Genomic DNA, 26,441 nt, shown 5'->3' with positions numbered 1-26,441 from the left:
AATGGCCCGGCTAAGGCCATTCGCGGGAGTTGCTACGCTCCGCCTGGTACGGTGTTCCTGTTCGTCCCCTTCGTCAAGCACTCCCCTTTAGCGTCGACCCTTGCGTGTAAAGGAACTGATGGGCATAACTCGAGTGGCGCGGGACCGACGCTGGCGGTCGCAACAACAGGGGTGAACGAATGCTGGTCTTCCACATCTTCTGGACCATCTTCTGGCTCGTTGTCCTCGGTTCGATCCCACCCCTGGGAGCGATCCTCATTGCGTACTTGGGTGCGGGCTTAGCCGAGACCCTAGGGTTGACAAAGTAGGCAGTGTCCAAAGGCTTGTAGGCGACGGCGGCCGGTGTCGAGTTCATCCCCGAGAATGGCGGTGGCGCCGGCGTGAGGCTGAGGAAATGATCAAAGCGGCGTTGTATCTCTCGATTGCCATGTCGTCGCCCATCGGTGTCGCCGACGCCGGTACCCCACAGCACATCTATGAGAGTTGCATCGGTGATGCTACGAAAGAGTTCCAGGACATTTGTTGGCCTGCAGACCGGATAGAAAAGGTTATACTTCTCGAGTGCCGCGCCCAGCTCTTGGGTCTCTTGCGCTCAATGCCACCGGCTGTCGACAAAGGCGAACTGCCGAGAGACGTCGCTTGGACAAAATTCCGGAAGGGACCATGGCCAGTGTGTTGGAATATCAGCGCCGGCACCGAACCTGCCAAATGAGTCCGACGCCTTCGTATTCAACACGTTGCTGGAAAAGCACCGACGCAGCCGCGCTGAAAGCGGCGAAGGGCTTGGGACGCTGATATCAAAGCACTCCCTCCAGGGAGCCGGCTTGCGTTTGCGCTCAACTAGCGCGATGCTTTGAGCTGCTTGGACTTTCTCGGGGGAGATTTTCAATGGCCTTGTCAACACAAGAGCAGATTCTTATCGAACAGCGCGTCATAAATGAAGCCAAGTCGGCTGGTGTCGCTTATCTGCTGTGGTTCTTCCTCGGTGGGCTTGGGGCGCACCGGTTCTATTTGGACCGTACTGGGAGCGCGATTGGGCAACTGCTGCTTTTCATTTTCGGACGGATGCTGATGGTCGCCGGTGGCGTCGGGGCGATTCTGCTTGTCGCACTTGGCATCTGGGTTCTGGTCGACGCCTTCCTGATCCCTGGCATGATCCAGCGGCACAAGAGTGACGTTCGGAAGCAGCTTGGGGTGGATGTCCTCATCGCCTCTGGTGGACAGATGCCGATGATCGACACGAGCAAGTGGTCGAAGGCCGATCGCGAACGACTGGCTGCGCAAGCCACTCGGGAGCGCACACCATGACGAACATCCAAATCCAGAGCGAGCAGGAATTCACCTACGATGGGCGTGTCGGCGCATTCCTATTCATTTGCGGTCCAATTGTTTCCGTTCTGGGGTACGCTTGGCTGCTCAACGAGCTAACTTCCAGTTATGCCAGCAGTGCCGATCTCGCGCCGCCTTTTGTAGTTATGGCAGCCGGCGGCGTCGCCTTGCTGATCGGATGTGTGATGATGCTGATAGGCCGGACCTATCGTCACGTTGTGACCGTTCAACAAAGTGATCGTGCCGCCGATCCGCAAGCAATGCGGGACGGAAGATAATGCCGAAACTGCTGCCGGTGTCGAGTTCATTCTCGAGAATGGCGGTGGTGTGTATGTTCGCCAGCGTCTGCGGGCCGGGAATGTTCGATGCTAGGCCTTCGCTAAGGAAGTTCGTGCTCGATCGCGAAGCGGTCGGCATCGATCCAAGACTGCGAATCTTCTGCTTCATGACGGACCCTAAATCGTCAAAGACCCGACAGGCCGGCGTGACCGGTTCGGCGCGCGATCGATACACACCTTTGCCGAGATCAGTTTTCCGCCCTTCGGATATCTCCTGACCTTCGATTCGGAACCGCCAAGCGACGGGCTCACGGACATCACCTTTTTCGCTCATGAGCACTGGAAGCGATACCGCGAGATACACCTGCCGTTGCCGATGCGGGAGGTCCACACCTACTTCCCAGGCGATTTCAGGACGGGCTCGGAGTGGCAAGCAGCATTGGATAGAACCAAGCCGGAGCTTTGACCCGCCAGCGCCCGTTCACCCTTGAGCTGCGGCTTGCTTTCCCCGCTTCAACGGTCCTGAATATCAACAGTGTGAGATCGCAAAGTTCGTAAGAGGGGGACTGTCCATGACAGAGCGCAATGGCAAGACCGCATATCCGAAGGTCGGGGTCTGGTTCGACATCGAAGCCGGCGACATCCACCTGAGCATCGAGGGCCAGGGACTTTCGACTGTGAATGCAAATGCTTCCAGCGCCAGAGGGAACCCTCACCTGTTCAAGAAGCTGGCGGAGGTTCTTCGCGATAGCGGCAAGCCTCACCCGACAATCACAGAGTAGGTGCATCGCTATGGACGAGACAGAGAACCAACGCACAGAAAGGCTGAGGCTCGCCGAAGCTACTCACGTCGCTCGCAGAGATGATATCAAACCGATCATGCAGCAAATCCAGGCCTTCGCCGTAGACGGTATGAAAGCCCCAGGATTTGCAGCAGCTGCAGGGGTCGCTGCCGCTCTCGGATTCTACAGCGCTAACTACGCACGGCTGTCACAGAATCCGGACAATCTCCTTATCTTCAACGCCATCCTTTCGTGGCTTTTCGCCAGCCTTCTTTTCACGGTCATAGCGCCCGGTCTCGCCTACTTCAGTCAAATTTCTTACGCCGAGTCCTGGAGTCACGAGAGGTACGACAACGACCATCCATTCGTTCACGACACGCCAAAATCCATCCGTTTTGAGCGGATCGGCAACGTTGTTCGCTGGATGACTGTCGCGGTTGTGTGTGGCTCGATAGCGTGCATCGGTCGGGCGGGATATCTGTTTCTTAGTCTCGTAAAGTGAAGGCGAGAAGGATGTAAGCGTGGTCGCGCTCTACATCGCCGCACCGCCTCGATGCTTGCCGGCGCGGTCTGGCGCTACTGGCAGCGCGACATGATAGGCATGGCCGCTTGCCTGCTGCTGGCCGGCATGGGCGCCCTGGCCCTATTGCTTCCGTGAGCCAATGCCAGCTACCGCCCTTGCCAGCCGGCCCGGCATATAGGATTATTGTCCTCGTTGCGGCGAACCCCTTCAAACGGAGATCGCCAATGGCCAGAACCAAACCTTCAAAACAGCTTTCGCAGGACGAAATCGAGCGCTTCCTCGTGGCAGCAGAGGCGCTGCACAAGAGCATCGTCGGGCCGCTCCTAGCGTACCACAGCGAGCATTACCAAGCGCTTCGTGAGGTCCACGGACCGCTGTTGAAGTCCATCGAGACCATTACCGGCTAGAGAGCGCCATTCATCCAGCCGAACGGCACAGGGCCGGTGAAGCCCCCTACGGCTAGTTAGCGCCTCGCGGAACCATTTCCTCTCGGCTGACGTTGGGTCAGTTGGAAGGGACATCCAAGGTGGTTGACGAGTTAGGCAAGCCGCCCGAAACAGCGAGCGGCATTGCCGCGCGGCGTCTGGCGGCTGACACCGGTATCACCCTTGCGCAAGCCACAGAGCTTGTTAGCTTCCTTGGACCGTACAACTGGTCGTCGCTCTTGCGCGAAGCGCGGATGCTCAAAAAGCCCTAGGCGTTGAAAAGCCCGCTGCCAGGGCGTTAGCAGCGGGCCTTGCACATGCCGAACACAGGATCTTGGGGCATGCATCCGGCTGGTGCAAAAAACGGCGATTGTGGAAATTTGTTCCCGCGCCGTTCGCATAAATTAGCGACAGCTTGACTAGGCCGTCGCTCGCTCCAGAATCCTCTGCATTCGGCTGGGTAGAGCCTTAAGGCCAATTGCCCGATTGCTGATGCCCATAAATCAAGGACGGAACCGACCCAACTAGAGACGCACTGTGACGGACGAAGAACTGACGCTTAGCAGCATCTCCAAGCTGTTCAGGGAAGCGAACAAGAAGCTTCAAGCGTCGCCAGACGCACCAGGTAGGCTCAAAAATAAGGTGGCTGGCTTGTCACTCAAGATAGCAGACGCCCTTGACGATCAGATGCACAAGGACGGTGATGCGAGCAAGGACGCGATTCCGAGAGGTTGAATGGGTTGCCGGCCTGACAGGAATGGTCTCTTGCGAACCGGGAAGCCCGCGCCTCTTGCGGAAAGCGCGGGCCGATCGGAGGCCCGATCTTCGGCAGGCGATGGAGGGCACCACCTGCCGCACGCCTCACATTTAGCGACAGCTAATGTTCCGTCAAGCCAGGTTTGGTCGGGTCGACGGTCGGCCGAGGGACGATCCAATCATAACCCGCAGTGACCGGTGCGGCCTGCACCCCCAAGGAGAGACCCGGGTCGCACTGGCCATTCAATAAGCGCCGTCTTGGTCCGCTTGAAATCATGCCGTGTTGCGCGAAAGTCGCCGCTTGTGGACATAGGTGATTGATGCGCCGTAATGCAAAGGCTCTGCCTTTCGTGCCGACAGAAATTCATGTCAGCATCGGTTGAGGACGAAAAGGGCCTTCTAGGCATCCTTTCGATTCAGACAACCGAAGGCATGCTGGACTTGGCTCTGGACCTCACGACGGCAGACGCCATAGTGAACGCCGTCCAAGAAATCCGGTCAAAGCTCGACCCTGAGAGCTAAAAGAATGCCCGGTCAAAGCCGGGCAAATAGGAGGTCTTGGGAACACCGAACGCGGAGGAATCTACCCCTTCGGTGCCCATAACCTTGCACTACATTATGACGTGCTCATGAAGCCGTTTACAACCGAAACCCGTTACGTCTCCTCCCGAAAATCCTGCAGGGAAGCGTGGCGCAGATCCTCCTCGCCGCGTAGATGCTTCACGCGTCCGATCAGCCCCGGCTTGACCCATTTTGTTGCCGGCCGCTTCATGCCCTTCGGCGCCGGTCCTGCATGCTCCTGGACGCGCTTCCAAAGCCGTTCGCGCATTTCGCGGTGCAGGGTGATGAAGGCCGAGCCAACATAGCGGCCGGTGCCGCGCTCGGCCAGCAGCGCGAAGGCTGGCTTGCCTGGTTCACGCTCGACGCCGAGCAGATCGAACTCGCCGATCGCGTGGCACTTCGCCTTGCCAGTTTGTCGAAGTCCCGCTTCGATACCGGCTGTCCTTGCGTTTCGACACCACGCCCCCAAGCCCGGCTTGATCGACAAGGTGAAAGACCGCGGCGCCGGTGCCCGGCAGAGCTTCGCTGAATTGGAAGCGTCTCGGCCAGGATCTCGCGACGGTCCTCCAGCGGCATGTCCCGCAGGTCGTGGCTGTTTAGGTGGAGAAGATCGAACGCCACGAAATACAGATCATGCTGCCGGCGGGTGATCGCCTTGCGCAGCTCGCCGAAGTCGGACAGGCCAGCATCATTCAAGACGATGATTTCGCCGTCGATGATCGCGCTCTCGACGCCAAGTTCACCAGCGGCCTTAGCCAGGTCACGATACTGCGACGTCCAGTCGAGCCCGCGCCGGGTGAAGATCCGCACACCCTCGTCGTCGATGATGATCTGGGAGCGATAACCGTCGAACTTCACCTCGTGAATCCATCGGTCGCCTTCGGGAGGCTTCTCCACAAGGGTCGGCATCACTGGAGGAATGAACGAAAACCGGATCCTGCCGGCAGGCTTACCCATCGGAACCCCACGCAACTCGAATTTGATTCAATATAGCGGAGTGGTTTCATAGCGGAGTGGTTTCGGTTCCGTTAGCGGTCTCTAATAAGCAATTCGGAACTTTTGGGCGAGGCTTTGGTTCTTTTCAGCAGGAGGATACGGCCATGACGGACGACAAGAACAACGGTGACAATGGCGACCGCGACCGCGCATCAGTTGACGAGGCATATGAGGTTGCTCGCATCGCGAGGAAATTTCAGCTGACTATGCCTGAGGCTCGATACCTGATCCGAAGGTGCGGCAACAATCGTACGACCTTGGAGCAGGCGGCTAGAAAGCTTTCGTATCAGTCCGTGAAACCAGGCTTTCGGGCCTAAATCAGTCTCGCTTGTTGATCCAAAGGGAGTAGAAAATGCTACGCGGAATCGCAATCGCCGCAGCGCTGCTCATTCAGTCTCCAGCACCGGTATTTGCAGACACGGCGCAATATTGGATCGCCAAGGATGCCGTCTCGAAGCAGTGTGAGGTGGTCACGAAGGAGCCAGACGGAACCCTCGTCATAGAGCTTTCGAAAACCATATATAAGACTGAGGCGGAAGCGAACGATGCATTGAAAAAGATCCCAGATTGCAAGAAGTGAGAGGCGACCGCCGGCGCCAACGAAAACCCCGCAATTCCCAACATGGTTGATGACATCGGCAAGACGCCCGAAACAGCAATCGGCGTTGCCGCGCTTACCCCCAGTGATAAATAAGCAATCGTGGCCCGGCGGGACAGGAACACAATTGGGTGCAGACCATGCCCGGCAAGGGCTGGAACGTGTTGCTGCGCCTCTACGCGCCGCTGGGCCATGGTTCGACAAGACATGGACGTCGGGCGCTGCAAATTCTTCAACTGACAACCTAATTTGTAGCTACGTTACGACGGACGTCGCATGGCCAATGGACCAAGGTCCCCAATCGCGAGGCAATAAGGTCCTAGCAGACGGATTGCAGGAACGCCCCGGCCATCCTCCGAATTATGTAGCACCGTCGATTGAATTCCTTCGTCGCCGGTTGTTGGTCCCGCCGCCCTTCAGCCCAGGGGGATGGCGGGACCTACTTTTCGTCGTAAGTGTGGCTTGCTTATCGGGTTAATTGCGTGATTGCTAAAATGCCGCTAACTTGGCCGACGCGCGGGCCTCTATCGTCCCGCAGTGGCCGGTGTTGTCTGCACCCCTATCTACCCCTGCACCGGCCATTTCTGTTGCAGGTGCCTAGAACGCCTCAGGCGCCTGGAGCGGATTGTCATTAGGTCGAAGAACGGCCCAGCGGCTGGAACGAATACCCGGTTGTGCGCGTAGTAGTGCAAGACTGGGGCATTAACAAATGATGGTTGGGGCGATTCTGGTCGTTGAAGACGAGCCACTTATCCTGCTCGACGTCGAAACGGCGTTGCAGGAAGCTGGCTTCGAAGTGGTAACGGCTCATAATGCGGCTGAGGCGATTGCAGCCTTTGACGCGCAGCCGGACGAGTTCAAAGGTCTTGTCACAGATATTCGGTTGGGCGCTGGGCAGTCGGGCTGGGACGTTGCCAGGCATTTGCGGCAAGCCAACTCCACCCTGCCCGTGATCTATGTGAGCGGTGACAGTGCTATTCACTGGGGCGCTGAGGGCGTCCCGGAAAGCGTGATGATAACCAAGCCGTTCGTCCTGCCTCAGATCATAACGGCCCTGGCAACGCTCCTAAATGCGCAGCCGCCTGCACCTGAAGCTTCGAACTAGAGCCGCAAGCTCCTGTATCCGTATGGTCGCTGCTTCTAGCGCTATTTCCGCACAATCCAGTCCAGCAGCTCGGGATCGACGTCCTCGCTACCTTTATAGGTGCGGAACAAAGCAAGGCGTGTTCCCGCCAGCGCTGCTTAGGTATTTTCTCTTCGATGACGGATTTCTTAAAGGCGCTGCGCAGCACCTCGCACTCGAAAGATGATACCGAAACAGCCCGCTTATCCATCGCCGTTGCCCTCTAGCAACGGGAAAGCGTTTTATAGGTCCGTGGAACTCCGTTTTTCAAATCAATTTTCGGCTATGTGCAACTGGTACCGCGCTTATTAGGATCCGCTCATCTTGAGGCAAAGCTAGCGGCTGGCCTCCGTATGCGGCGCAAAGAAGCAGCGGACAGTCAAAGGCGGGGAGGATGTGCAGATGTGATACTGGCTGTCTTCACTCTCCATGACGCGTTTCTTGGAGATGAAATACCGGCCGTCACCTCCCGTGCGGATATTGAAATCGCCGCCGGGCAGCGGCTCCGCGTAGCGTGGGCTGATGACCCGACAGTCCTTCTTGTCGTCGCAGCATTCATAGCCGGTGACCGGATCATGGTAGCCGGAATACCAGTTATGAGCGACGACAAGCGCGATCAAAACAAGCCTCATTTGTTGGAAACTTGCGCCTCGGGTCGCATATTAGCAATCCCTTGACTAACCGGCGGGCCGCGCCAGACTCTTTGCTATGGTTCGGGGAGATATCAAGGTTGGCGATGAGGTCGCCGTCACAGCCGTTGTGCGCGGGCGGGTGACACCCGAGCGTATCAGCGTAACAATCCCCTCTTATGCGATCCCGCATTCAGTCGTGGATTCGACTTCGAAGGCAGTGATCGGGCAGCACATGGAACTGACGGGCAAGGTCACGCGCATCGAAGATGACAAGGTGACGATCAGCCTTGGGCCCCTTGTCACGGTCGATATTGAGCACGTTCGCCGCCTGGTCGAGAGTTATGTGGCGCCGAAGCGGAAGGCGCCGCTTGTCGATAAGGTCTAGGGACGAGAACAAACCGGGGACTCACAGATTCGCGGTTTCGATCTAGAATCTTGTGTCCGCGCCTTCGCCCTCGATATGGCCGGCAAGCTCGCCATGGACCTCGGCATCGGCCTTGGGGCCGGCATTGGAATGGCGATTGCCGGCTAGGAACCGGCGGTTAGGGCGGGTCTGTTGCCATAGCTTTAAATAGCAGCAAACACGCCAGCAGCGAAACGACGCAGCCTAGTATGTCGTCTGCGGTCAGGCCGGAAAAATAAACGAGATCGAACGCCAATGCCGCCATCGCCCTAGCCAATCCTGATTTCGGAACACGGCGAATTAAACCGTTAGAGAGCACTAATGTTCCGTATGGACTCAAGGGCGCCGCCTTGCGCTCACGCTCAAGCGGCGCCATGCAGCGTCGGGCTGGGGAGGAGCGGAACTCTTTCCATGCCTTGGCCCGGCTGCTTTGGCCTTCCCCTGGTGTTCGGCAGTCGGGCCGCGTCACGTCCATGATTCAATGAGGTGAGAGTGCCGCAAAGGACAGCGACAGCACCAGAGCAACGATGACGAGCGTTGCCAGAATCCCTGTAGCGATCCAGAACCTTTTCGATTTCGGCACGGTCATCCACCCTCGCCGCCGGCACGATGCTGCATCGCATCGAAGATGACGTCGAACACGCTGCCGACTTCTTCGCTGATCTCTTCCAGGCTGATGCCCTCTTTTTCCGCCGCCTCAATAGCCTGATCGGCAAGGTCTGTAATTGCCGCCGGATCGTCGGTGAAGGCGTTCGGCAGATGCTCCGCGATCCATTTTTCGAGGAAGTCGATTCCGCGCTTGCTCATTGAAGGAGCCAAAATGCGAGTAGGGCAAAAAACGCAAAGGGCAGCACCGCATCTGCCACCAACACCCCTTTGCTAGTCTCCCGCCTCGGCTGAGGGTCCAGGACGAGTTTTTTGGGGTTCGGCCGTTCGTTCATGGGAGATAAAGTTGCGGCAGCAAATTAGGTTCCGCTAATCCTTAACTGCTCGTAAACCCGCCGCCCCATTCATGGCAGCGGCGGGTCGATCCCGCTTTCAGGGCTGGACTGCGGCAGGCGAATTGAGGGAACTTCACTCCCGTCAGCTCAACCCTTTGTCGACTACCTACGTTCCAGAGCCGGCAGCGTATCGCGCAGTTGGCGGCCAAAAGTTCTTCTAATTCTCCGCATGGCTAAAAACGACAGCGCCGCTTTCCTTGCGAATTTCAACGGCCACGATTCCATCATCGCCCTTCCGGGTTTGAAACATCGCGATAGCGTGATCCTTTGCCGCTTTCTCGGCATCGAACATTTCCTTGTCGACAATGCCCTGTCTTCCATACCAGATGACAGTAAAGGCCATTATTCGCCGGTCCTTTCTTTCGCGTTTAAAGCCGGGCTCATCTAAGCCGCTACAACCTCACCGACCATACCACCACCAGTGCCACCACGATGCCGACGAAACAGAATGCGACCCAGACACTGGTCAAGGATGGCTCACTCAGCCAAGCCGGCATCGTGGTGCACGATGGCGTCCAGGAGAGCCTTCGTACAAGCTGCCGGTTTCTTCCTCGATCTCAACACTGCTGATGCCGATCGCTTTGGCGTCGGCGAATAGCTTTTGAGTAAGTTCGGCAACTGAAATGATGTCGGCGCCGACGGTCTCGGGGACGTTGGCCGAAATCCACTTATACAAAAAGTCGGTGCCGCGGGTGCTCATCAGAAGATAAGCTGACGACGTTTATTAGGTTCCGCTGATGCGCTTCCCCTGCGTCAGACCGTCGGCTGTACGATCCTTGAACGAAGGCCGCCGGTCTTTCCTTTAGCTGCCGAGCGTCTAGCAAGGCGCTGGCCACTTGCGCGTGATCCAATCCAGCAATTCGGCATCCACCACCTTTACATCGGCATAGTCGCGGATCATTTGTGAGGCGTAGTCATGCCATCGATCTTGGGGGAGCTGCTCTTCAAGGACCGCTTTATGGAACGCATTTCGTAGGATTTCCCCGTCCAGTGCCGACACCTTTGGGCCAGACATCGCCGCCTCTCGCTTGCTCATTCTTCCCGAAAATCCTGTAACGAAGCATGGCGCAAGTCTGCCTCGCCGCGCAAATGCTTCACACGGCCGATCAGGCCCGGCTTCACCCACTGCGTCGACGGTCGCTTCATGCCCTTGGGGGCTGGGCCAGCGTGCTCCTGGACGCGCTTCCAGAGTCGATCGCGGATCTCCCGGCTCGAATTGATGAAGGCAGAGCCGACATAGCGGCCAGTGCTGCGCTCGGCCATAAGGGCAAAGGCCGGTTGGCCGGGCTCGTGCTCAATGCCGAGCAGGTCGTATTCGCCGACCGTATAGCACTTCGCTTTCAACCAACTGGTCGATTGCCCGCTTCGGTAAACGCTGTCCCTGCGCTTCGAAACCATTCCTTCAAGCCCGGCCTGATCGACAAGATGGAAGATTGCTGAGGAATCGCCTGGCAGGGACTGGCTGAATTGGATGCGGCGCCCTTCTGGTATCATCGCGGCCAGTATCTCGCGCCGGTCTTCCAGCGGCATGTCTCGCAAATCGTGGCCGTTGAGGTGCAGAAGGTCGAAGGCGACGAAATACAGATCATTCTGCCGCTGGGTAATCGCCTTGCGCAGCGCAGCGAAGTCGGACAACCCGGCATCGTTTAGAACGATGATCTCTCCGTCAATGATAGCGCTTTGCACCTCATCAAGTTCGCCGGCAGCCTTCGCTATGTTGCGGTATTTCGACGTCCAGTCGAGGCCACGTCGGGTGAAGACGCGGACCCCACCGGCATCCTTCACAATCTGCGATCGATAACCGTCGAACTTGACTTCGTGAATCCAGTCGTCGCCTTCGGGAGGCTTCTCGACAAGGGTCGGCAACAAAGGCGCGACGAATTTCAAACGCAGCATCAACACACCCACAACCGGCGAGTTAATTAGCATGCGCTTGATTAGTTCCGGAAAATTTTAACGAATCATTGACCGCGCTGTCCCAAAATAGGACGGCGCGGTCAAATCACCCAACCGACTGCGCAGGCGGCTCCGGCAGGCTACGCCCTACCCAGCCCAGTGTGCCGGAGCCGCTTCCACACACATCTAAATACCAGAAATGGTTGAATTAACGGTTACGGCACGTGGTTTCCAAAAGGGGAATTCAACCAGGTTGAGGAAAACAAAAAAAGCCCGCCAAGGGGCCAGCGAGCCTAAGGTTGACGAGGGTAAGGGTTTGAATTCTCTCGTCGCGAGATAGTTTCGCCGAAGCTTACATTTGGGGCAATTAGTCCTTACGGCCTATCGGCCCAACCCTTCTCCACTCAGCGAAGAGGTTAGATTTGGCATTGACGATTAAGCGGTTGCAAAGGGCGCAATTAGCGAATTCTGGCCGCTGTTGCCAGTTCGCTACAGCGAAGTTTTTGGCAAGCTAATATAACATTCGTCAGCACTGGGGCGCCGGGTTGTTGGCTGGGGCAACGGGTTGTTGGGGGGCCAATCCTTGGAACCCTAGCGTAGTACGAGGGAAGATGGCCCGCTGACTTTGGTCGGCGGGTTTTTCTTTTCGTAGCGGCGAAACTAGGAAGTACCCCCCTTCCCGTCGGCCGAACCAGGACGCTTGATGGGAATTGGCCCGCGCGTTCGGTCAAGGCGCGGTGCGCCGACCAGGATGGTGACATCTGGTCTTCGGAGCGTGCGAGGGAGCACAGGCCGAGTTTGCCAAAACAGTCTCTGCGGAAAGAAGTTGTCAATCGAAAGAAAGCCCACTCGGACCTTGAGGGTAGACGGTAGCGGGCTCCAATCGTCCACAGAGGTCCGATCTACAGTTTTGCGTTCGCGCTCAACCGGCGCGATGCTGTCCGTCGGACTGGGGAGGAGCGGAACTCTTTCCATGCCTTGGCCCGGCTACTTTGGCCTTCCCCTGTGTTCGGCAGTCGGGCCGCGTCATCTCCATGACTTCAATGAGGTGAGAGTGCCGCAAAGGACAGCGACAGCACCAGAGCCGCGATGACAAGCGTTGCCAGAATCCCCGCACGGTGGCGGATGAGGCCGATCGCTGATATTGATCTGATCCACTCCATCAAGGCGCGCATATGACATCCGATTCAGAGAAGGCCGAGGCCGTCGAGCAACTGCTCGATACGCCTGACCTCGCGACCGCCCTGGAAAGCGAACAATTCAAGAAGTTCCTGGACCAGGTGCCGATCGCGATCGCCGTTTCTGATATGAACGCGGAGGAGCGGATCGTTTATGTCAATCCGGAATTTGAGAAGCTCTCGGGTTTGAAAGCCGCCAGCTTGGCACGCAAAAACTGGGCAGCGCTTTCCGGGTTTGGCCTCCATGAACAGCAGGACAGTGTGCTGGCTGACAGCATTGTAACAGAAACCGATTTCGTGGGAACTTTTCGCCTGGAGCGCGGCGTCGACGAACCGACCGTGGTTGATGCATACTCAAATGTGATCGTAGACGACAACGGCAAGGCTTGCTTTCGACTTGTTGCCCTTGTGGACGTTACGATCCATGGTGGAGCAGCGCCCACGGTTGATGAGCTTGTCCGCGAAAAGGATACTCTGCTGCGCGAGCTCCAGCATCGGGTGAAAAACAATCTTCAGATGATCACGGCACTCATCCGGCTGGAAACCCGCAACGCAGAGGAGCCTGATCAGAAACGTTTCGAGCGGCTGGCGGGGCGCGTTGATGCGCTGGCAATCCTCTATCAGACGCTATCGGCCGACGAGCAGAAGGACGAGGTCGATCTGGGTATCTATCTAAGCCAGATAGCCTCAGCAGTCATGGCCTCGCATGCCGTTGAGGGCATACGGCTAGACATGAAGGTGGACACCTATCCGGTGTCGATCAATGTAGCCATGCCAACCGGGCTGGTTGTGAACGAACTGCTGACGAACGCACTCAAACATGGCTTTAAGGGACGAGAAGGCGGAACTATAACACTTCATAGCATTGTCGATGGTGACGGTTGCCGGATAATAATCGCGGACGACGGGGTTGGTTTACCTGATGGAGAGACCTGGCCCAAGCCGGGCAAACTCGGCGCACTGATCGCGCGTTCATTGACTGAGAACGCCAAGGCCTCTTTTGACGTCGTGTCAAGTTCTACTGAAGGCACGAAAGTTACGATTATGTTCAAACGATCGGCCGCAACGGGCTAAGGAATGCCGCTACGTCCTTTAGCCATTGCATAAAGTTTGCCAGATGTAGCCACCGTCTCTTCAAGTACCACCTTGATGGACGGTCCGCGCCGGTTAAGGCGCGGGCCACTTCCAACTATTGACTGATAACAATCCGCTGTTTGTCACGATTCTGGGCATACGTGCCCTTGTCGTAAGCGGTCTGCGCTTCCAGCTGGGCCTTGGTGAAATTGGTGTAGAGATAGCGATTGCCGTCCTTGTCGGCCATGAACTTCAGCTTCTCGAGGCCCACGGCCACCTGTTTTTCTCCCATACCGAGAAAGCCGCCGACGTCGACGATCACGGCATCAACCTTCTTGTCGGTGCTTAGAACCACGTCGCCAATCTCGCCGACCTTTGCATCATCAGCGCCATAGACGGTGGTGCCGACAAAGTCATTGGTGCTGATCTTGTCCACCGGCAGCTCGGTCAGCGACGCCTTGTCGATGGCAGCTGTTGCTGTGTTGTCGGTCGTTGTAGCTGCAGGTTCGTTGTTGGCCGGCGCGGCGGCATTCGAAGCCGTCGTGTCGTAGGCCTTCAGGTCGAAGTCGGGCTGCGCGGTGAGGTCTTCCTTGCTGGTCTTGGCGACCAGCCAGCGTTCACCCTTCTTCTCGACCCATTGGGCCTTGCTGAAATCGTAAGCGACGTTCTTTTCCCCAATGCCCAGGAACCCACCGACGCCGATGACAATATATTTGGCTTTTCCGTCATTGGAGATGACGATGTCTTTCACATCCCCGATCTTCGCGGCGTCGTCAGCGGCACTGTCGTAGACGTCGGCGCCAATGATCTTGGTGACCAAGGATCCTTCCGCCGTTGTCGCAGGCGCAGCAGTTGTAGTGGTCGCTGCTGCGGGCTTTGTAGCATCTTCGGCTGTGGCTCCCGTGGCCCACACACCGGCAGTGAGGAGCGTGGCAATTGCTGTGGTAGCCAAAAGTTTGCGGAGCATGTTACGTTTCCTTCGTGCGTTAAGTGTTGATGCACGCCGCGTTCGGCTTAACTAATTGCAACCGTTGGCCGAACGCGGCACCGTTTGCCAATTCACAACGGGCTTGGTGACACACAGTTCCTTTCGCCGGCCGAATGCATTCCCATTTCGTCGGAAAGCCGCAAACTCCCCAGCATCTTAAGGAGCAGCAACCTTCTGGGAGCGGAGAATGGCGCACCCTTCCACCCTCGCCTTGATCATCGTGAGGTGCATAGTGAGGCGACCGACTCCATCGGGCGCCTAGAGGCGCTATGTTCAACCCCAGAGGCTAGGATCAACTGTTCGCAGCCATGAATGCCCTGAGGATCAATTTGTCCTGTTGATCGACGTAACCGCTAGGTTCGTCAGCTTGTTGTTGGTTGCTTTTTCCTGGTCGAGGATCTCGCTGAGCAACTTGTGCGCCTCATCATGCCCAAGATCCTTTGCCCATTCCCGCAGCGAGCCGTACCGGGATATCTCATAGTGCTCGACTGCCTGACAAGCTGCCAGCAGGCCGGAATCGAGGGCCGTTCCTGACGCTTCCTCCATCAGTCCGTCAGCTTCCTTGATGAGCCCCTCTATCGCATCGCACTTCTCGCCAGACGCCTTCTTGCCGATCGACTTAAACACCTGCTCGAGTTTCTTGATCTGTCCCTTCGTCTCCTCGAGATGGTCCTCGGCCGCTCTCTTTAGCTTGGCGTCCTTCACGGCCGCAGCCACCTTGGGCAAGGCCTTGGTAATCGCGTTCTCCGCGTAATACATGTCTTGCAGGGTATGCTCGAAAATATCGGCTAGAGTTTTCATTACAATGCTCCTTGCCCGAATTGGCTTCGGGTGAAAGAGCGGGCGAGGCTAAAGGTTCCGTGCCTTTCACGCGGCCGTGGCACGTCCTGCCCAAGTGTCACACTGGCTTATAGGGGAATTGCGACAGCTTGCTGCGTGGTCAGAGGCGAAGACCCAGCATTAATGCGGTCAGCGCTGCGCTCGCGGTGTACCGCAACCAGCACAACAACTCCACCAAGGTTAGATTCGCCCTGCGCGAGCGAGCTACAGGAGAGGGCTTCAAAAGCTGGCTCGGACAGCAGACCTGAACCCGAGGGATTGAGCGTCGAAAGAAGGTTGTGAAAGACGCGTGATCCCTAGGACCACGCGCCTCAATCACGAGTAAGAACGTGCAAGCTCGATTCAGCGTCTAATCATTCGAGCTACGGCAATCAAAATGCATGCACCGATAAAGCCGGCGACAAGATAGCCAAGCCAGCCGCTCAAAGATACGCCCAGCAGCCCGAGAAGGACGTTGGCAACGATGGCGCCAACGATCCCCAAAATGATGTTCATGAGCACTCCCATATTGCTTTTCATGAACATCTCGGCGAGCCAGCCGGCGATACCGCCGATGACGATAGCAGCTATCCAACCAACACCTGGATTTTCCATATTTTCCCCTTTCCTTGAACCTAAATTGGTTCGGCGGAAAACGTGCCATAAGCCAATAAAGTTCCGCGGGTGAATACTGAGCTACACTCAGAAAGGTCGCGTTACCGGGCAAGTGCCAGAGTCCGCCTACCTCTGGAGGTGACGACGAAGCAGTCGGATGTTGCGGTTGTTGGCCTTAAAATAGATATCGAAGATTGAACCGAGAATAGGAACGCTTCCCCTACCGTATCAAGCAGCACGTTCCCCAGCATGCGGGCGACCAACCCATTTCCAGCACCGCAGTGTCGGGCTCGCATCACGATATATGCCGAGACCAGGCCCGTCGCCACATCTCCGAGTACGGGCACCAGACCCACCAGGGCATCCAGTCCAAAACGAATTGATGTTCCTGGAATGCGCCAGCGGGCATCAAGCAACGCGGCCAACAAATCCAACTCGACAATTGCTCTTGCCACCTCAGAATCGCGATGGCCCTCCGGGCTCGTCTCAGCGGCCGGGCGTGTGCGATTTATCAAATCGCCCCGGTCCAGCGCTGTTGCTCTAGACATCGTCCTGGCCGGTTGAATTCTTAGCTTGTGGCCTATGCGTCGGCACGTCATCAAGCAGGGTCGTCTCACCCAAGTCTCGCGTCGGCTCAGCGGGCAATTTACCATCTGGCGTCATCTTGTTGACTGCTTCGGGCAAATCTCGCGTGATCCTGCTGATGAGGTCCTCGCGTGAAAGACCCGTCTGCATCGAGAGCGAAGTGAGTGTGTCTTCGTCTATGGCCGCCTCGACGTCGCTTGGCTGGAGAGGCTGGTTCGGCCCGGTGCCAACCCAAGAGTCGACCTTCGATCCTGCCCCTGCCCCTCTGAATCGGTCGAGGATGTCACCTAGGGCTGTCCCCGACACGCCTTTCGATAACTGATCCAGAATCCCGCCTTGCGGGTCGTTTGGATTACGATCTCCCGCCCCACGGATCATGTCGCCGATCTTGTCGCGATTCTGGTACGCCAGGACGCCAAGCATCGCGATCGCCAATCTTCCAAGATTTGCCATTTTGGTCTCCTCCACGCTTCAATGGAGGAAGGACTCAGCTTCACAAAAGTTCCGCGAACGACGATCTAATATTGGGTATCGTTACGTCGCTGTCCGGGCATCGTCCGACCGAGGTGAGAGAGCCGCTACGAGGCTACGCTTGCGCTAAAGCCTTGAACCCAATGCCTTGGGCCGAGTCACGGAACCTACCAGGCCGAGCCGCGTCATATAGGCAGGTCACCATCCGAGTGAATTCGATGATCAGGCTCCTTGTTGTCGCGGCAGCGTTCCTCCTAGCTTGTGGGGGAGCCGATTCATTCGGCGTGCGGCGGTTCGCCAACGCGGTACCATCTCGTTCAATGCTATCAGCTCTCGCGGGCTCGATCGGGGTCGATGCCGGTTTCCCTCGACAGGCAGAAGACACGAAAGGACTTCTCTTCAGATGAACAGGCGCAACAACCCCGATCTTTAGCCAGACGCTTGGCACGCTTCCAAGGTGCGCGTTTCCTCTGGGCAGATGCCGTGACGGGGTCGACCGATATGACCACGTCGTCTGCTGGGCCAGAGACGCTCATGATCCCTGTCCTCGGTTTGCCGCTTCTTCTTCGAGCACGATAAGCTTTTCCCGGATCTCCTCCGGCTCAGCGTGCTCCAATCCGACGACATCGTTTCTGGTTTCATTCAGTGAAACGATGATCTCATCGAGTTGGCGTGGATTGCGGCTGTGTCTCGATAGCCCTGAATAAGGACGATGCCCGTGATCACGATGGCCGCTACTGAAAGCGCATAGGTAACTACATTTGTCATGCCAAAGGGCACCAGGGCGGTGCATGCCACCATGGCTATCATGATGACGTAGAAGCCCGGTGGCCGCGAAAGAAAATCGGCAGCCGCGAAAAGGATGCGGTTCATGTCGTAGCCACGGTCAACCAGGCAATCAGGGCAGCGAGAGCGACGCACATTGGTACTGCCGCGAGCAAGCCTGCTTCCAGGAAGCGTACTTCTTTGGCTCGAAACATTAGTTCACCCCACGCTCACCAGTCAGGAAAGAGGGTTCGATCGCCACTTTCCGCTGCAGGAGAATCCTCTCAGCGCAGCAAAGGCCAAGGAGACGTTGGGATTGTCAGCCAAGGGATATTCCAATCATCAGGAACGTGATGGCCACCGCAAAAATCGGCGCGAGCAGCCAGCGCGGTTGGCCAACACTTCTATCCAAGCTTCCTCCTGCAATCTGCATCAAACAACGAGCGCAGGCAGTGGCTGTTCCGAGCAGCATTGTCCGCAAGACCATGCGCTTTGCGGTCAGACCTTAGTCATGAGCCGGCCCACCGAAGCCTGTGTCTGTGAAGGTTTGCAATCCTAGAAGTTCGGTTGGCCTAGCCGATGACGAAGTTCATATGCCGACGTTGCGAAGGAGAAAATGAAAGTAGCAACGTCCGATACCGCTACGTCGTGATCGACAACCGCACGGTTCTCGTGGATCCGCGCACCCGCAAAAATCGTCAAGGGCTACGACTGAGCACGTTGCTAATCCAGCCCGTCGCCTCCAGAAAAGGTGACTGGCGAACAGAAATCGGGTCGTTCGCTGTCAACCGCCGGTGCTATCCCGCCTTGATCTTCCGGGGCTCTGCATTGGCAACAGCGAGGAAGATGCTGTCGAGCAGATCCTTGTCGCGGAAGGGCTTGCCAAGCAACGGCACGTCCGCTGGTCGATCGGCGATGTCCTCCTGATCGGCATAGCCCGTGATGATAACCGCCGGCCAATCGGAGCGCAGGTTGCGCGCAAAGCGGATGACATCCACGCCGGTTACCAGGGGCATGGCGAAGTCGGTAACGATGACATCGAACTGATCGGGAGCCCGTTCGATCATGGCCAACGCTTCTGCTCCTCCTCCCGCGCACGTAACCTCGAACCCACGTTGGCGAAGCGACTCGGCTGTCAGCTGCCGCAACACGTTGCTGTCATCAATCAGAAGGATCGACGGGCGGTCTGTGGAGGCGTCTAGCAGCGTGTGTCCAATGTCGGCCTCGAGCGAAGGATTGGCCGGCTCTTCGACCGATCGCGGCAGCCAAAGCTGCATGGCCGTTCCACGATCTACGGCGCTCTCGATGCGCAGCGTCCCGCCCGACTGCTTCATGAAGCCGTAGACGGTGCTGAGACCGAGCCCTGTTCCCTTCCCCACCGGCTTTGTGGTGAAGAACGGTTCGATGACCTTCGCAAGGATGTCAGGCGCGATACCCGAGCCCGTGTCCTTGACCGTCAGAACGACATAGTCTCCGGCCAGCACGTCTTCCGATCGATTTTCCACTGATCGGTTTTGCGCATGGACCGTTATTGTGCCGCCAGAAGACATGGCGTCTCGCGCATTGAAAACCAGGTTCATCAAGGCAAGCTCCAGCTGTCCGGCGTCGACGTGCACGGGCCACACCGCGTCATCGACCTGCCAGTCGAAGCGTATCAGCCCTCCCAAAACCGGTGCGACCAAGCCGTTCATGGTGTCGCCAAGGGCAGCAAGGCGCATCGCTTCCGGCTTCAGGGTCTGACGCCGCGAGAAGGCGAGCATTCGCGTGACCAAGTCGGCACCTTGTTTGGCAGAACGCCGCATTAGATCGACAATCTGTCGTGCCTGATCGTCCAGTGTCCCGCGGCGTTCAAGCAATCCCAATCCGCTGAGAATGGCGGCGAGTAGATTGTTGAAATCATGGGCCAAGCCACCCGTCAGCTTGCCGATTGCGTCCAGACGCTGTGATTGGAGCAGCTGATCCTCGAGGCCGCGCCGCTCGGTAACGTCAAGCAGTGTCCCCAGTATCTCTGGTTTTTCGCCATCAGACCCGTCCGACATCACACCCTGGTCGAGAAAGATGCGATACTCCCCGTCGGCGCACAGCCAGCGGAATTCGCAGGTGTAGAAGCCGGTGTTTTTTGTTTCCAGCAGTGCTTGCTCCAGCCTTGAACGGTCTTCAGGGTGGACCCGGCTAAGGCCGAAGGCCGGATCCGAAATCAAATCGTCGGGCGAAAACCCGGTCAGACGCTCGACGCCCTTGGTCACAAAGCGAGCCGCGAAGGGCGGTTCGGCGGCCCGTGCATGGAAACATACCGGCAACGACCTCAAAATGGCGTCCTGCCGTTCCTCTGAGCTGCGCAGGGCCCGTTCCGCCTGAAGTTTGTCCTTCTGCGCCTGGAGTGCCTGCGCCAGCAATCCCTGCTCGGCCGCGGCCTTTCGCTGGATTTCCAGCCTCTTCTCGTGAAGCTCGACGAACACCGCGACTTTCGAGCGCAGCATGATCGGATCGAATGGCTTGAAAACATAATCGACCGCGCCGGCGTCATAGCCGCGCAGCATGTGGGCTTCCTCCTTGTTGATGGCGGTGAGGAAGATGATCGGCGTGCGCTTGGATTGTTCACGCTGGCGGATGAGCGCGGCCGTTTCATAGCCGTCTATTCCCGGCATAAGGACATCCAGCAGAATGACGGCGAAATCCTCCTTCAGCAGATAGCGCAGAGCCTCTTCGCCCGATTGCGCGCAGATGACATCGCCGGTTGCGGCGAGCACTTCGCTGATCGCCAACAGATTGCGCTCATCATCGTCAACGGCGAGGATGCGTGACCTTGCCGGTGCTTCGGCCGATTGCACGGCCTCAAGTTTTCTTACCCTGTTTCGCGGCGGTTTTTGCATTGGGGCCGGCCGTCAGTTCACTGCCACGAGCATCTCTTCCGGATTCTCGGCGCGTGTTCGAGAACGGCCGATCCAGACACGAAGCAACGCCAGCAGCAGATCAAGATCGACCGGCTTAGCGATATAGTCGGAAGCACCGGCGTCCAGGCATTTCTGACGATCGCCCTTCATTGCCTTGGCGGTCACCGAAATCAGTGGGATGTGAGCGATCTCGGCGGTGCCGCGAATGCGCCGCATCGTCTCGTAGCCGTCCATCTCCGGCATCATGATATCGATCAAGGCCGCGTCAACATCGGGCGTCTGTTCCAGGAGCGCGATGCCATCACGGCCTCGCTCAGCATGCAGAACCTGTATGTCGTAAGTCTCCAGGACGCTGGTGAGCGAGTAGATGTTGCGGATATCATCGTCGACGATGAGAACCTTGGCTCCCGCCAGATCCGACCTGCCGGTCTGTTCGGTTTCGGTCTCGCGCGCTTCGCGTCCTTCGCCCGGCAGCGTCGCCGAGATATGAAGCGCCAATTGAGCAAAATTCTCCGCACGCGGCGCACTCGCAAGTGCTGGATTTAGCGCCAGCACCTGCTCAAGCGCATCCGGATGGGGGGCAAAAAACAGCAGTTGCGGCAACGCTTCCCCGAACTGGCCAATGAGTTCGTCCAGCACTTGCGCGTTCTCCTTCGCTGAGCGGCCGAAGCCGAGCACGACGGCATCATAAGAGGCCATGCCGACGTCGTCGGCGTTTGCCGCAAACCGACCGACCGCTGTCACCGAGGTGACGCCGTCGCGGATCGCTTCGACGAGCGATAGCCGGCGCTCCGGATCGGGGTCGGCGACCAGAACGCGGCGTTGGGTACGCAGTTTCTTGGAATGGATGTCCTGAAACACCTGCATCAGTTCGTCGGAGGACACTGGCTTGGTGGAAATGCTGGACGCGCCCTTGCGGGCAAGGCTTCCGATATCTTCCGCACCCGAGATGACATGTATGGGAATTCCCCTTGTCTTCTGGTCGTGTCGCAACAGGTCGAAAAGCACCCAGCCATCGATGTCCGAAAGCCCGAGATCAAGCGTGATAGCGTCGGGCACCAGTTTGCGAGCCAATGCCAAAGTGCCGGACCCCGCATTCGACAAGACGCCTTTCAGCCCTGCCGAACGTGCGAGGCCGAGCAATAGCCCGCCAAATGTCGGGTCGTCCTCGACGATCAGCACGACCCGATCGGTCGGCGATATGGAATCGCGGTCGTCGATAAGCTCTGCCGAAGGCGGGCTGCCCAGCGATGGCCCAGCAACGGCGTCCGTCGGCGCAGGCATGGCGGCTGACTGCGCGGCGGCCACGCGCGGGCCGGCGAACGGGATGACCAGCGTAAATGTCGAGCCCTTTCCCGGGACACTTTCGACGCGAAGTTCACCACCAAGCAAGCGAGCAATCTCTCGGCTGATGGACAGCCCCAGCCCGGTGCCGCCATATTTGCGGCTGGTGGTGCCGTCGGCCTGCTGAAAGGCTTCAAATATCAGCTTCTGCTTGTCTTCGGGAATGCCGATGCCGGTGTCAGTGACTGCGATCGCCAGTCCCTTCGTCGGGTGTGAGGAGCCATTGCGGCGCCCGGTCTTCTCGACCCGGAAATTCAGACTGACCTCGCCTTGCGAGGTAAACTTGAAAGCATTCGAAAGCAGGTTGAGGACGATCTGCTGCAAGCGCTTCTCATCGGTGCGGACAGTCTCGGGAAGCGCGGGATCGACATTGATGGTGAAGCCAAGACCCTTGTCTGCGGCCAGCTGACGGAAGGTGCGTTCCATGTGCTGCCGCAGATGCGTGACCGGCATATCGTTGATATCGATCGAGACAGTGCCGGACTCGATCTTCGACAGGTCGAGGATATCGTTGATCAGGCTGAGAAGGTCGGTTCCGGCGGAGTTGATGGTGCGTGCGAATTCGACCTGCTTTTCGTTGAGATTGCCCTGCTGGTTGGTCGCGAGCAGGTTTGACAGAATAAGGAGCGAGTTGAGCGGCGTGCGCAACTCATGGCTCATATTGGCCAGGAACTCGGACTTGTATTTCGACGTCAGCGCAAGCTGCTCGGCTTTCTCCTCCAGCGCGCGCCGGGCCATCTCGATTTCGAGATTCTTGTTTTCCACCTGCTTCTTTTCGTTTTCGAGCAGCTGCGCCTTTTCCTGCAGCTCCTCGTTCGTCGTATGCAACTCTTCCTGTTTCTTGGTCAGTTCGGTCTGACGCGCCTGCAACTCCGACGTCAGCAACTGCGACTGCTTGAGCAGGCCCTCTGTGCGCATCGTTGCGGCAATGGTGTTCAGGACGATGCCGACAAACTCCATCAGCTGGTTGAGGAACGACTGGTGGGTGTCCCGAAACTCACTGAACGAGGCAAGCTCGATGACGGCCTTGACCTCATCCTCGAACAAGGCCGGAAGGATGATGACGTTGGCCGGCGAGGCACTGCCGAGGCCGGACGTTACACGCAGGAATTCCGGCGGCACGTTGTCCAGCATGATGGCGCGCTTGTCGGCGGCACTTTGCCCGACCAAGCCTTCCCTGAGATCGAGGCGCTGCTTGATGGAAGCCTTGCTCTCGGCGCCGTAGGACGCCGCCAGCTCGAGATAGGATTCCTCTTCGTCGCGATTGGTGACGTAGAACACTCCGTATTGCGCATTCACCAGAGGCGCGAGTTCGGACATGATGAGACGCGACACGGTGGCGAGATCGCGCTCTCCCTGCAGCATGCGCGAAAACCGGGCGAGATTAGTCTTCAACCAGTCCTGCTCGGCATTCTTCAACGTCTGATCCTTCAGATTGCGGATCATTTCGTTGATGTTGTCCTTGAGCGCCGCGACCTCGCCTGAGGCCTCGACGCTGATCGAGCGCGTCAGATCCCCCTTGGTGACTGCCGTCGAGACCTCAGCGATGGCGCGGACCTGGGTGGTCAGATTGGCGGCGAGTTGGTTGACATTGTCGGTCAGGTCGCGCCACAGGCCTGCCGCACCCGGCACACGCGCCTGTCCCCCAAGCTTGCCCTCGATGCCGACTTCGCGGGCGACATTGGTCACCTGGTCGGCAAAGGTCGCAAGCGTCTCGATCATGCCGTTGATGGTGTCGGCCAGAGAGGCGATTTCGCCCTTCGCGTCGACTGTCAGTTTGCGCTTCAGATTGCCTTGCGCGACCGCTGTCACCACGTCGGCGATGCCACGCACCTGATTGGTCAGGTTTGTCGCCATCAGGTTGACGTTATCGGTCAGATCCTTCCAGGTGCCTGCGACGCCTTCGACCCGCGCCTGACCGCCAAGTTTGCCCTCTGTGCCGACCTCGCGTGCCACGCGGGTCACCTCGCCGGCAAAGGAGTTGAGCTGGTCCACCATGGTGTTGATGGTCGATTTGAGCTCAAGGATTTCGCCCTTGACGTCAACCGTGATCTTCTTCGACAGGTCACCGCGCGCAACGGCGGTCGTCACTTCGGCGATGTTGCGCACCTGGCCGGTCAGGTTCTCGGCCATGGAGTTCACATTGTCGGTCAGGTCTTTCCAAGTGCCGGCGACGCCGCGCACCTGTGCCTGGCCGCCAAGCTTGCCTTCCGTGCCGACCTCGCGTGCCACACGCGTCACTTCCGACGCGAAGGAATTCAGCTGGTCGACCATCGTGTTGATCGTGTCCTTGAGCTCGAGGATCTCGCCGCGGACATCGACCGTGATTTTTTTCGACAGGTCGCCGAGCGCCACGGCCGTGGTCACTTCGGCGATGTTGCGCACCTGGCCGGTCAGATTGGCGGCCATGGCATTTACGTTGTCGGTCAGGTCTTTCCACGTGCCGGCGACACCACGCACCTGCGCCTGGCCGCCCAACTTGCCGTCGGAGCCGACCTCACGCGCCACGCGTGTCACTTCCGACGCGAAGGAATTCAGCTGGTCGACCATCGTGTTGATGACGTCCTTGATCTGCAAGATCTCGCCCAGGGCATCGACCGTGATCTTCTGCGTCAGGTCACCGGTCGCAATGGCCGTTGCAACCTTGGACACGTCGCGCAATTGCACCGTCAGGTTGCCCGCCATGGCGTTGACGTTGTCGGTCAAATCCTTCCACGTACCGCCGACGCCTTCGACATGAGCCTGTCCGCCAAGCTTGCCTTCCGAGCCCACTTCGCGGGCCACGCGCGTGACTTCCGAGGCGAACGAATTCAGCTGATCGACCATCGTGTTGACGGTGTCTTTGAGCTCCAGAATTTCGCCTTTGACGTCGACGGTGATCTTCTTCGACAGATCGCCGCGCGCCACGGCCGTCGTCACCTCGGCGATGTTGCGCACTTGCCCGGTCAAATTGGCGGCCATCAGATTGACGTTGTCAGTCAGATCCTTCCAGGTGCCGCCGACACCTCTCACCTCGGCCTGGCCCCCGAGCTTGCCTTCGGTGCCGACCTCGCGCGCCACGCGCGTCACTTCGGAGGCAAAGGAGTTCAGCTGATCGACCATGGTGTTGATGGTATCCTTCAGCTCAAGGATTTCGCCTTGCACGGCAACCGTAATCTTCTTTGACAGGTCGCCCGACGCGACCGCCGTCGTCACCTCGGCAATGTTGCGCACCTGCCCGGTCAGATTCTCTGCCATGGAGTTGACGTTGTCGGTGAGGTCCTTCCACGTGCCGGCGACACCGCGCACCTGCGCCTGGCCGCCGAGCTTGCCTTCCGTGCCAACCTCGCGCGCCACACGGGTCACCTCGCCGGCGAAGGAATTGAGCTGATCGACCATGGTGTTGATGGTCGATTTCAGCTCGAGAATTTCGCCCTTCACGTCGACCGTAATCTTCTTGGACAGGTCGCCCAAAGCCACTGCTGTCGTCACCTCCGCGATGTTTCGCACCTGTCCCGTGAGGTTCTCGGCCATCGAATTCACGTTGTCGGTCAAATCCTTCCATGTGCCGCCGACACCCTCGACGCGCGCCTGGCCGCCAAGCTTGCCCTCGGTGCCGACCTCGCGTGCCACGCGGGTCACTTCCGAAGCGAAGGAATTGAGCTGATCGACCATCGTGTTGATGGTGTTCTTCAGTTCGAGGATTTCGCCTTTGACGTCGACGGTGATCTTCTTCGACAGATCGCCCGACGCGACTGCCGTTGTAACCTCCGCGATGTTGCGCACCTGCCCGGTCAGGTTGGTCGCCATGGCGTTGACGTTGTCGGTCAGGTCTTTCCACGTGCCGGCAACGCCCTTCACCCGAGCCTGGCCGCCGAGCTTGCCTTCGGTGCCGACCTCGCGCGCCACGCGGGTCACTTCAGAGGCGAACGAGGCCAACTGCCCGACCATGGTGTTGACGATCTTGCCGATACGCAGGAACTCGCCGCGCAGTGGTCGGCCGTCGATCTCGACCATCATGGTTTGCGACAGGTCACCCTTGGCGACGGCGCCGATAACGCGGGCCACCTCGGCTGTCGGCTGGACCATGTCTTCAATCAGGTCGTTGACGGATCGGACACTGGATTCCCAGCTGCCGGTGGCGTTTCGAACGCGGCCGCGTTCGCCAATCCGCCCTTCCTTGCCGACAACTCTGCTCAGGCGCTCGAATTCACGCGTCACCTGAGCGTTGAGATCGACGATCTCATTGAATGTATCGGCGATCTCGGAATCGACCCCTTCGTAGATATTGTCGATACGGACGGAAAAATCACCGCGCCGAAAGGCTTTTAGAGAATTGAGAATGCTTCGACGGTCCAACTGCTTCTTGGATGCCTGCACGGTCAAAGCGCCCCTCCCACCGTAATGGAATGCTTGAAACTGCCCC

Annotated in this window: 28 protein-coding genes and 4 pseudogenes; 14 read left to right on the top strand and 18 right to left on the bottom strand. The window is 58.2% G+C overall.

Features of this window, described 5'->3' with window-relative positions; genetic code table 11:
* Positions 1–888 precede the first annotated feature (888 nt).
* The 7 genes from ACYHH6_RS13115 to ACYHH6_RS13085 all read left to right on the top strand — a co-directional run bounded on the left by ACYHH6_RS13115 (position 889) and on the right by ACYHH6_RS13085 (position 4,072).
* Positions 889–1,308: a TM2 domain-containing protein gene (locus tag ACYHH6_RS13115; RefSeq protein ID WP_352591584.1), complete on the top strand. Its 420-nt coding sequence runs from the start codon at positions 889–891 to the stop codon at positions 1,306–1,308.
* A complete protein-coding gene (locus tag ACYHH6_RS13110; RefSeq protein WP_352591587.1) occupies positions 1,305–1,607 on the top strand; it encodes a hypothetical protein in 303 nt (100 codons plus the stop codon). Before ACYHH6_RS13115 ends, ACYHH6_RS13110 begins: the two co-directional genes overlap by 4 nt.
* A complete protein-coding gene (locus tag ACYHH6_RS13105) occupies positions 1,607–1,885 on the top strand; it encodes a hypothetical protein (RefSeq protein WP_352591590.1) in 279 nt (92 codons plus the stop codon). Before ACYHH6_RS13110 ends, ACYHH6_RS13105 begins: the two co-directional genes overlap by 1 nt.
* Positions 1,886–2,179: 294 nt before the next feature.
* Positions 2,180–2,389 (top strand): hypothetical protein, encoded by a 210-nt coding sequence (locus ACYHH6_RS13100; RefSeq protein WP_352591593.1) that lies wholly within the window; start codon positions 2,180–2,182, stop codon positions 2,387–2,389.
* A 10-nt stretch (positions 2,390–2,399) separates the two neighbouring features.
* Positions 2,400–2,891: a hypothetical protein gene (locus ACYHH6_RS13095; protein WP_352591596.1), complete on the top strand. Its 492-nt coding sequence runs from the start codon at positions 2,400–2,402 to the stop codon at positions 2,889–2,891.
* Between the two features lie 245 nt (positions 2,892–3,136).
* On the top strand, positions 3,137–3,319 hold the full coding sequence (locus tag ACYHH6_RS13090; protein ID WP_352591598.1) for a hypothetical protein: 183 nt from the start codon (positions 3,137–3,139) through the stop codon (positions 3,317–3,319).
* A 555-nt stretch (positions 3,320–3,874) separates the two neighbouring features.
* On the top strand, positions 3,875–4,072 hold the full coding sequence (locus ACYHH6_RS13085) for a hypothetical protein (RefSeq protein ID WP_352591601.1): 198 nt from the start codon (positions 3,875–3,877) through the stop codon (positions 4,070–4,072).
* A gap of 676 nt (positions 4,073–4,748) precedes the next feature.
* On the opposite strand, the pseudogene ACYHH6_RS13080 reads toward ACYHH6_RS13085, so the two are convergent.
* Positions 4,749–5,590, bottom strand: a pseudogene (locus ACYHH6_RS13080) (ATP-dependent DNA ligase).
* A gap of 164 nt (positions 5,591–5,754) precedes the next feature.
* Between ACYHH6_RS13080 and ACYHH6_RS13075 the strand changes: the two are divergent.
* The 4 genes from ACYHH6_RS13075 (at position 5,755) to ACYHH6_RS13060 (ending at position 7,353) form a co-directional block, all read left to right on the top strand.
* A complete protein-coding gene (locus ACYHH6_RS13075) occupies positions 5,755–5,967 on the top strand; it encodes a DUF3606 domain-containing protein (protein WP_352591604.1) in 213 nt (70 codons plus the stop codon).
* A gap of 35 nt (positions 5,968–6,002) precedes the next feature.
* Positions 6,003–6,230, top strand: coding sequence for a hypothetical protein (locus tag ACYHH6_RS13070; RefSeq protein ID WP_352591607.1), 228 nt, complete (start codon positions 6,003–6,005; stop codon positions 6,228–6,230).
* Positions 6,231–6,379: 149 nt separating this feature from the next.
* Entirely contained in the window at positions 6,380–6,496 is a 117-nt protein-coding gene (locus ACYHH6_RS13065; RefSeq protein WP_435053438.1) for a hypothetical protein, read from the top strand.
* Between the two features lie 461 nt (positions 6,497–6,957).
* Positions 6,958–7,353 carry a response regulator gene (locus ACYHH6_RS13060; protein WP_352591610.1) on the top strand — a complete coding sequence of 132 codons (396 nt, stop codon included), beginning with the start codon at positions 6,958–6,960 and terminating at the stop codon, positions 7,351–7,353.
* 353 nt (positions 7,354–7,706) lie between these two features.
* On the opposite strand, the gene ACYHH6_RS13055 is transcribed toward ACYHH6_RS13060, so the two are convergent.
* Positions 7,707–7,991, bottom strand: coding sequence for a hypothetical protein (locus ACYHH6_RS13055; RefSeq protein ID WP_352591613.1), 285 nt, complete (start codon positions 7,989–7,991; stop codon positions 7,707–7,709).
* A gap of 88 nt (positions 7,992–8,079) precedes the next feature.
* On the opposite strand from ACYHH6_RS13055, the gene ACYHH6_RS13050 reads away from it, so the two are divergent.
* Positions 8,080–8,388 carry a hypothetical protein gene (locus ACYHH6_RS13050; RefSeq protein WP_352591616.1) on the top strand — a complete coding sequence of 103 codons (309 nt, stop codon included), beginning with the start codon at positions 8,080–8,082 and terminating at the stop codon, positions 8,386–8,388.
* 157 nt (positions 8,389–8,545) lie between these two features.
* Here the strand turns inward: ACYHH6_RS13050 and ACYHH6_RS13045 are convergent, their stop codons facing one another.
* From ACYHH6_RS13045 to ACYHH6_RS13015, 7 genes are all read right to left on the bottom strand, one after another.
* A complete protein-coding gene (locus ACYHH6_RS13045) occupies positions 8,546–8,782 on the bottom strand; it encodes a hypothetical protein (protein WP_352591619.1) in 237 nt (78 codons plus the stop codon).
* A gap of 209 nt (positions 8,783–8,991) precedes the next feature.
* The gene (locus ACYHH6_RS13040; RefSeq protein WP_352591622.1) at positions 8,992–9,213 is read right to left on the bottom strand and encodes a DUF768 domain-containing protein; all 222 of its coding nucleotides are present in this window, start codon (positions 9,211–9,213) and stop codon (positions 8,992–8,994) included.
* Between the two features lie 351 nt (positions 9,214–9,564).
* Positions 9,565–9,750: a hypothetical protein gene (locus ACYHH6_RS13035; RefSeq protein WP_162712310.1), complete on the bottom strand. Its 186-nt coding sequence runs from the start codon at positions 9,748–9,750 to the stop codon at positions 9,565–9,567.
* Positions 9,751–9,888: 138 nt separating this feature from the next.
* Complete coding sequence (locus ACYHH6_RS13030) at positions 9,889–10,107, bottom strand: DUF768 domain-containing protein (protein ID WP_435053439.1); 219 nt, start codon at positions 10,105–10,107, stop codon at positions 9,889–9,891.
* Positions 10,108–10,224: 117 nt separating this feature from the next.
* Positions 10,225–10,443, bottom strand: coding sequence for a hypothetical protein (locus ACYHH6_RS13025; protein WP_352591625.1), 219 nt, complete (start codon positions 10,441–10,443; stop codon positions 10,225–10,227).
* Positions 10,440–11,300, bottom strand: coding sequence for an ATP-dependent DNA ligase (locus tag ACYHH6_RS13020; protein WP_352591684.1), 861 nt, complete (start codon positions 11,298–11,300; stop codon positions 10,440–10,442). The genes ACYHH6_RS13025 and ACYHH6_RS13020 overlap by 4 nt, the downstream gene beginning before the upstream one ends.
* Positions 11,301–12,343: 1,043 nt before the next feature.
* Positions 12,344–12,478, bottom strand: a complete 135-nt coding sequence (locus tag ACYHH6_RS13015) for a hypothetical protein (protein ID WP_488500436.1) — start codon at positions 12,476–12,478, stop codon at positions 12,344–12,346.
* On the opposite strand from ACYHH6_RS13015, the gene ACYHH6_RS13010 reads away from it, so the two are divergent.
* Positions 12,479–13,555 (top strand): sensor histidine kinase, encoded by a 1,077-nt coding sequence (locus ACYHH6_RS13010; protein ID WP_352591628.1) that lies wholly within the window; start codon positions 12,479–12,481, stop codon positions 13,553–13,555.
* A 115-nt stretch (positions 13,556–13,670) separates the two neighbouring features.
* On the opposite strand, the gene ACYHH6_RS13005 is transcribed toward ACYHH6_RS13010, so the two are convergent.
* From ACYHH6_RS13005 to ACYHH6_RS12975, 7 genes and pseudogenes are all read right to left on the bottom strand, one after another.
* Positions 13,671–14,522: a PRC-barrel domain-containing protein gene (locus tag ACYHH6_RS13005; protein WP_352591631.1), complete on the bottom strand. Its 852-nt coding sequence runs from the start codon at positions 14,520–14,522 to the stop codon at positions 13,671–13,673.
* 345 nt (positions 14,523–14,867) lie between these two features.
* Positions 14,868–15,344: a YciE/YciF ferroxidase family protein gene (locus ACYHH6_RS13000; protein ID WP_352591634.1), complete on the bottom strand. Its 477-nt coding sequence runs from the start codon at positions 15,342–15,344 to the stop codon at positions 14,868–14,870.
* 381 nt (positions 15,345–15,725) lie between these two features.
* Positions 15,726–15,977 carry a GlsB/YeaQ/YmgE family stress response membrane protein gene (locus ACYHH6_RS12995; protein WP_352591637.1) on the bottom strand — a complete coding sequence of 84 codons (252 nt, stop codon included), beginning with the start codon at positions 15,975–15,977 and terminating at the stop codon, positions 15,726–15,728.
* Positions 15,978–16,103: 126 nt separating this feature from the next.
* On the bottom strand, positions 16,104–16,163 hold the full coding sequence (locus tag ACYHH6_RS12990) for a hypothetical protein (RefSeq protein WP_488500512.1): 60 nt from the start codon (positions 16,161–16,163) through the stop codon (positions 16,104–16,106).
* Between the two features lie 95 nt (positions 16,164–16,258).
* Positions 16,259–16,525, bottom strand: a pseudogene (locus tag ACYHH6_RS12985) (DUF4112 domain-containing protein); the annotation flags it as partial.
* Positions 16,518–17,015: a YidB family protein gene (locus ACYHH6_RS12980; RefSeq protein WP_352591640.1), complete on the bottom strand. Its 498-nt coding sequence runs from the start codon at positions 17,013–17,015 to the stop codon at positions 16,518–16,520. The gene ACYHH6_RS12980 and the pseudogene ACYHH6_RS12985, both read right to left, overlap by 8 nt.
* 550 nt (positions 17,016–17,565) lie before the next feature.
* Positions 17,566–17,906, bottom strand: a pseudogene (locus ACYHH6_RS12975) (low affinity iron permease family protein).
* 510 nt (positions 17,907–18,416) lie between these two features.
* Between ACYHH6_RS12975 and ACYHH6_RS12970 the strand changes: the two are divergent.
* Positions 18,417–18,513 (top strand): annotated as a pseudogene (locus ACYHH6_RS12970) (DUF1236 domain-containing protein); the annotation flags it as partial.
* A gap of 82 nt (positions 18,514–18,595) precedes the next feature.
* On the opposite strand, the gene ACYHH6_RS12965 reads toward ACYHH6_RS12970, so the two are convergent.
* Positions 18,596–20,671, bottom strand: a complete 2,076-nt coding sequence (locus ACYHH6_RS12965; RefSeq protein WP_352591643.1) for a response regulator — start codon at positions 20,669–20,671, stop codon at positions 18,596–18,598.
* A gap of 12 nt (positions 20,672–20,683) precedes the next feature.
* Positions 20,684–26,395 carry a HAMP domain-containing protein gene (locus ACYHH6_RS12960; protein ID WP_488500511.1) on the bottom strand — a complete coding sequence of 1,904 codons (5,712 nt, stop codon included), beginning with the start codon at positions 26,393–26,395 and terminating at the stop codon, positions 20,684–20,686.
* Positions 26,396–26,441: the final 46 nt, after the last annotated feature.

The sequence above is a fragment of the Mesorhizobium sp. P171375 genome (assembly GCF_057786075.1).
This window is presented reverse-complemented; position numbering and strand designations above follow the sequence as displayed.

Coding starts and splice junctions, on each gene's coding strand:
- ACYHH6_RS13035 (WP_162712310.1), bottom strand. CDS start 9,750: ATGGCCTTTACTGTCATCTGGTATGGAAGACAGGGCATTGTCGACAAG.
- ACYHH6_RS13075 (WP_352591604.1), top strand. CDS start 5,755: ATGACGGACGACAAGAACAACGGTGACAATGGCGACCGCGACCGCGCA.
- ACYHH6_RS13070 (WP_352591607.1), top strand. CDS start 6,003: ATGCTACGCGGAATCGCAATCGCCGCAGCGCTGCTCATTCAGTCTCCA.
- ACYHH6_RS13030 (WP_435053439.1), bottom strand. CDS start 10,107: ATGAGCACCCGCGGCACCGACTTTTTGTATAAGTGGATTTCGGCCAAC.
- ACYHH6_RS13100 (WP_352591593.1), top strand. CDS start 2,180: ATGACAGAGCGCAATGGCAAGACCGCATATCCGAAGGTCGGGGTCTGG.
- ACYHH6_RS13045 (WP_352591619.1), bottom strand. CDS start 8,782: ATGGCGCCGCTTGAGCGTGAGCGCAAGGCGGCGCCCTTGAGTCCATAC.
- ACYHH6_RS13050 (WP_352591616.1), top strand. CDS start 8,080: ATGGTTCGGGGAGATATCAAGGTTGGCGATGAGGTCGCCGTCACAGCC.
- ACYHH6_RS12980 (WP_352591640.1), bottom strand. CDS start 17,015: ATGGCAAATCTTGGAAGATTGGCGATCGCGATGCTTGGCGTCCTGGCG.
- ACYHH6_RS12995 (WP_352591637.1), bottom strand. CDS start 15,977: ATGGAAAATCCAGGTGTTGGTTGGATAGCTGCTATCGTCATCGGCGGT.
- ACYHH6_RS13090 (WP_352591598.1), top strand. CDS start 3,137: ATGGCCAGAACCAAACCTTCAAAACAGCTTTCGCAGGACGAAATCGAG.
- ACYHH6_RS13095 (WP_352591596.1), top strand. CDS start 2,400: ATGGACGAGACAGAGAACCAACGCACAGAAAGGCTGAGGCTCGCCGAA.
- ACYHH6_RS13105 (WP_352591590.1), top strand. CDS start 1,607: ATGCCGAAACTGCTGCCGGTGTCGAGTTCATTCTCGAGAATGGCGGTG.
- ACYHH6_RS13025 (WP_352591625.1), bottom strand. CDS start 10,443: ATGAGCAAGCGAGAGGCGGCGATGTCTGGCCCAAAGGTGTCGGCACTG.
- ACYHH6_RS13005 (WP_352591631.1), bottom strand. CDS start 14,522: ATGCTCCGCAAACTTTTGGCTACCACAGCAATTGCCACGCTCCTCACT.
- ACYHH6_RS13015 (WP_488500436.1), bottom strand. CDS start 12,478: ATGCGCGCCTTGATGGAGTGGATCAGATCAATATCAGCGATCGGCCTC.
- ACYHH6_RS13115 (WP_352591584.1), top strand. CDS start 889: ATGGCCTTGTCAACACAAGAGCAGATTCTTATCGAACAGCGCGTCATA.
- ACYHH6_RS13010 (WP_352591628.1), top strand. CDS start 12,479: ATGACATCCGATTCAGAGAAGGCCGAGGCCGTCGAGCAACTGCTCGAT.
- ACYHH6_RS12965 (WP_352591643.1), bottom strand. CDS start 20,671: ATGCAAAAACCGCCGCGAAACAGGGTAAGAAAACTTGAGGCCGTGCAA.
- ACYHH6_RS13040 (WP_352591622.1), bottom strand. CDS start 9,213: ATGAGCAAGCGCGGAATCGACTTCCTCGAAAAATGGATCGCGGAGCAT.
- ACYHH6_RS13000 (WP_352591634.1), bottom strand. CDS start 15,344: ATGAAAACTCTAGCCGATATTTTCGAGCATACCCTGCAAGACATGTAT.
- ACYHH6_RS13110 (WP_352591587.1), top strand. CDS start 1,305: ATGACGAACATCCAAATCCAGAGCGAGCAGGAATTCACCTACGATGGG.
- ACYHH6_RS13060 (WP_352591610.1), top strand. CDS start 6,958: ATGATGGTTGGGGCGATTCTGGTCGTTGAAGACGAGCCACTTATCCTG.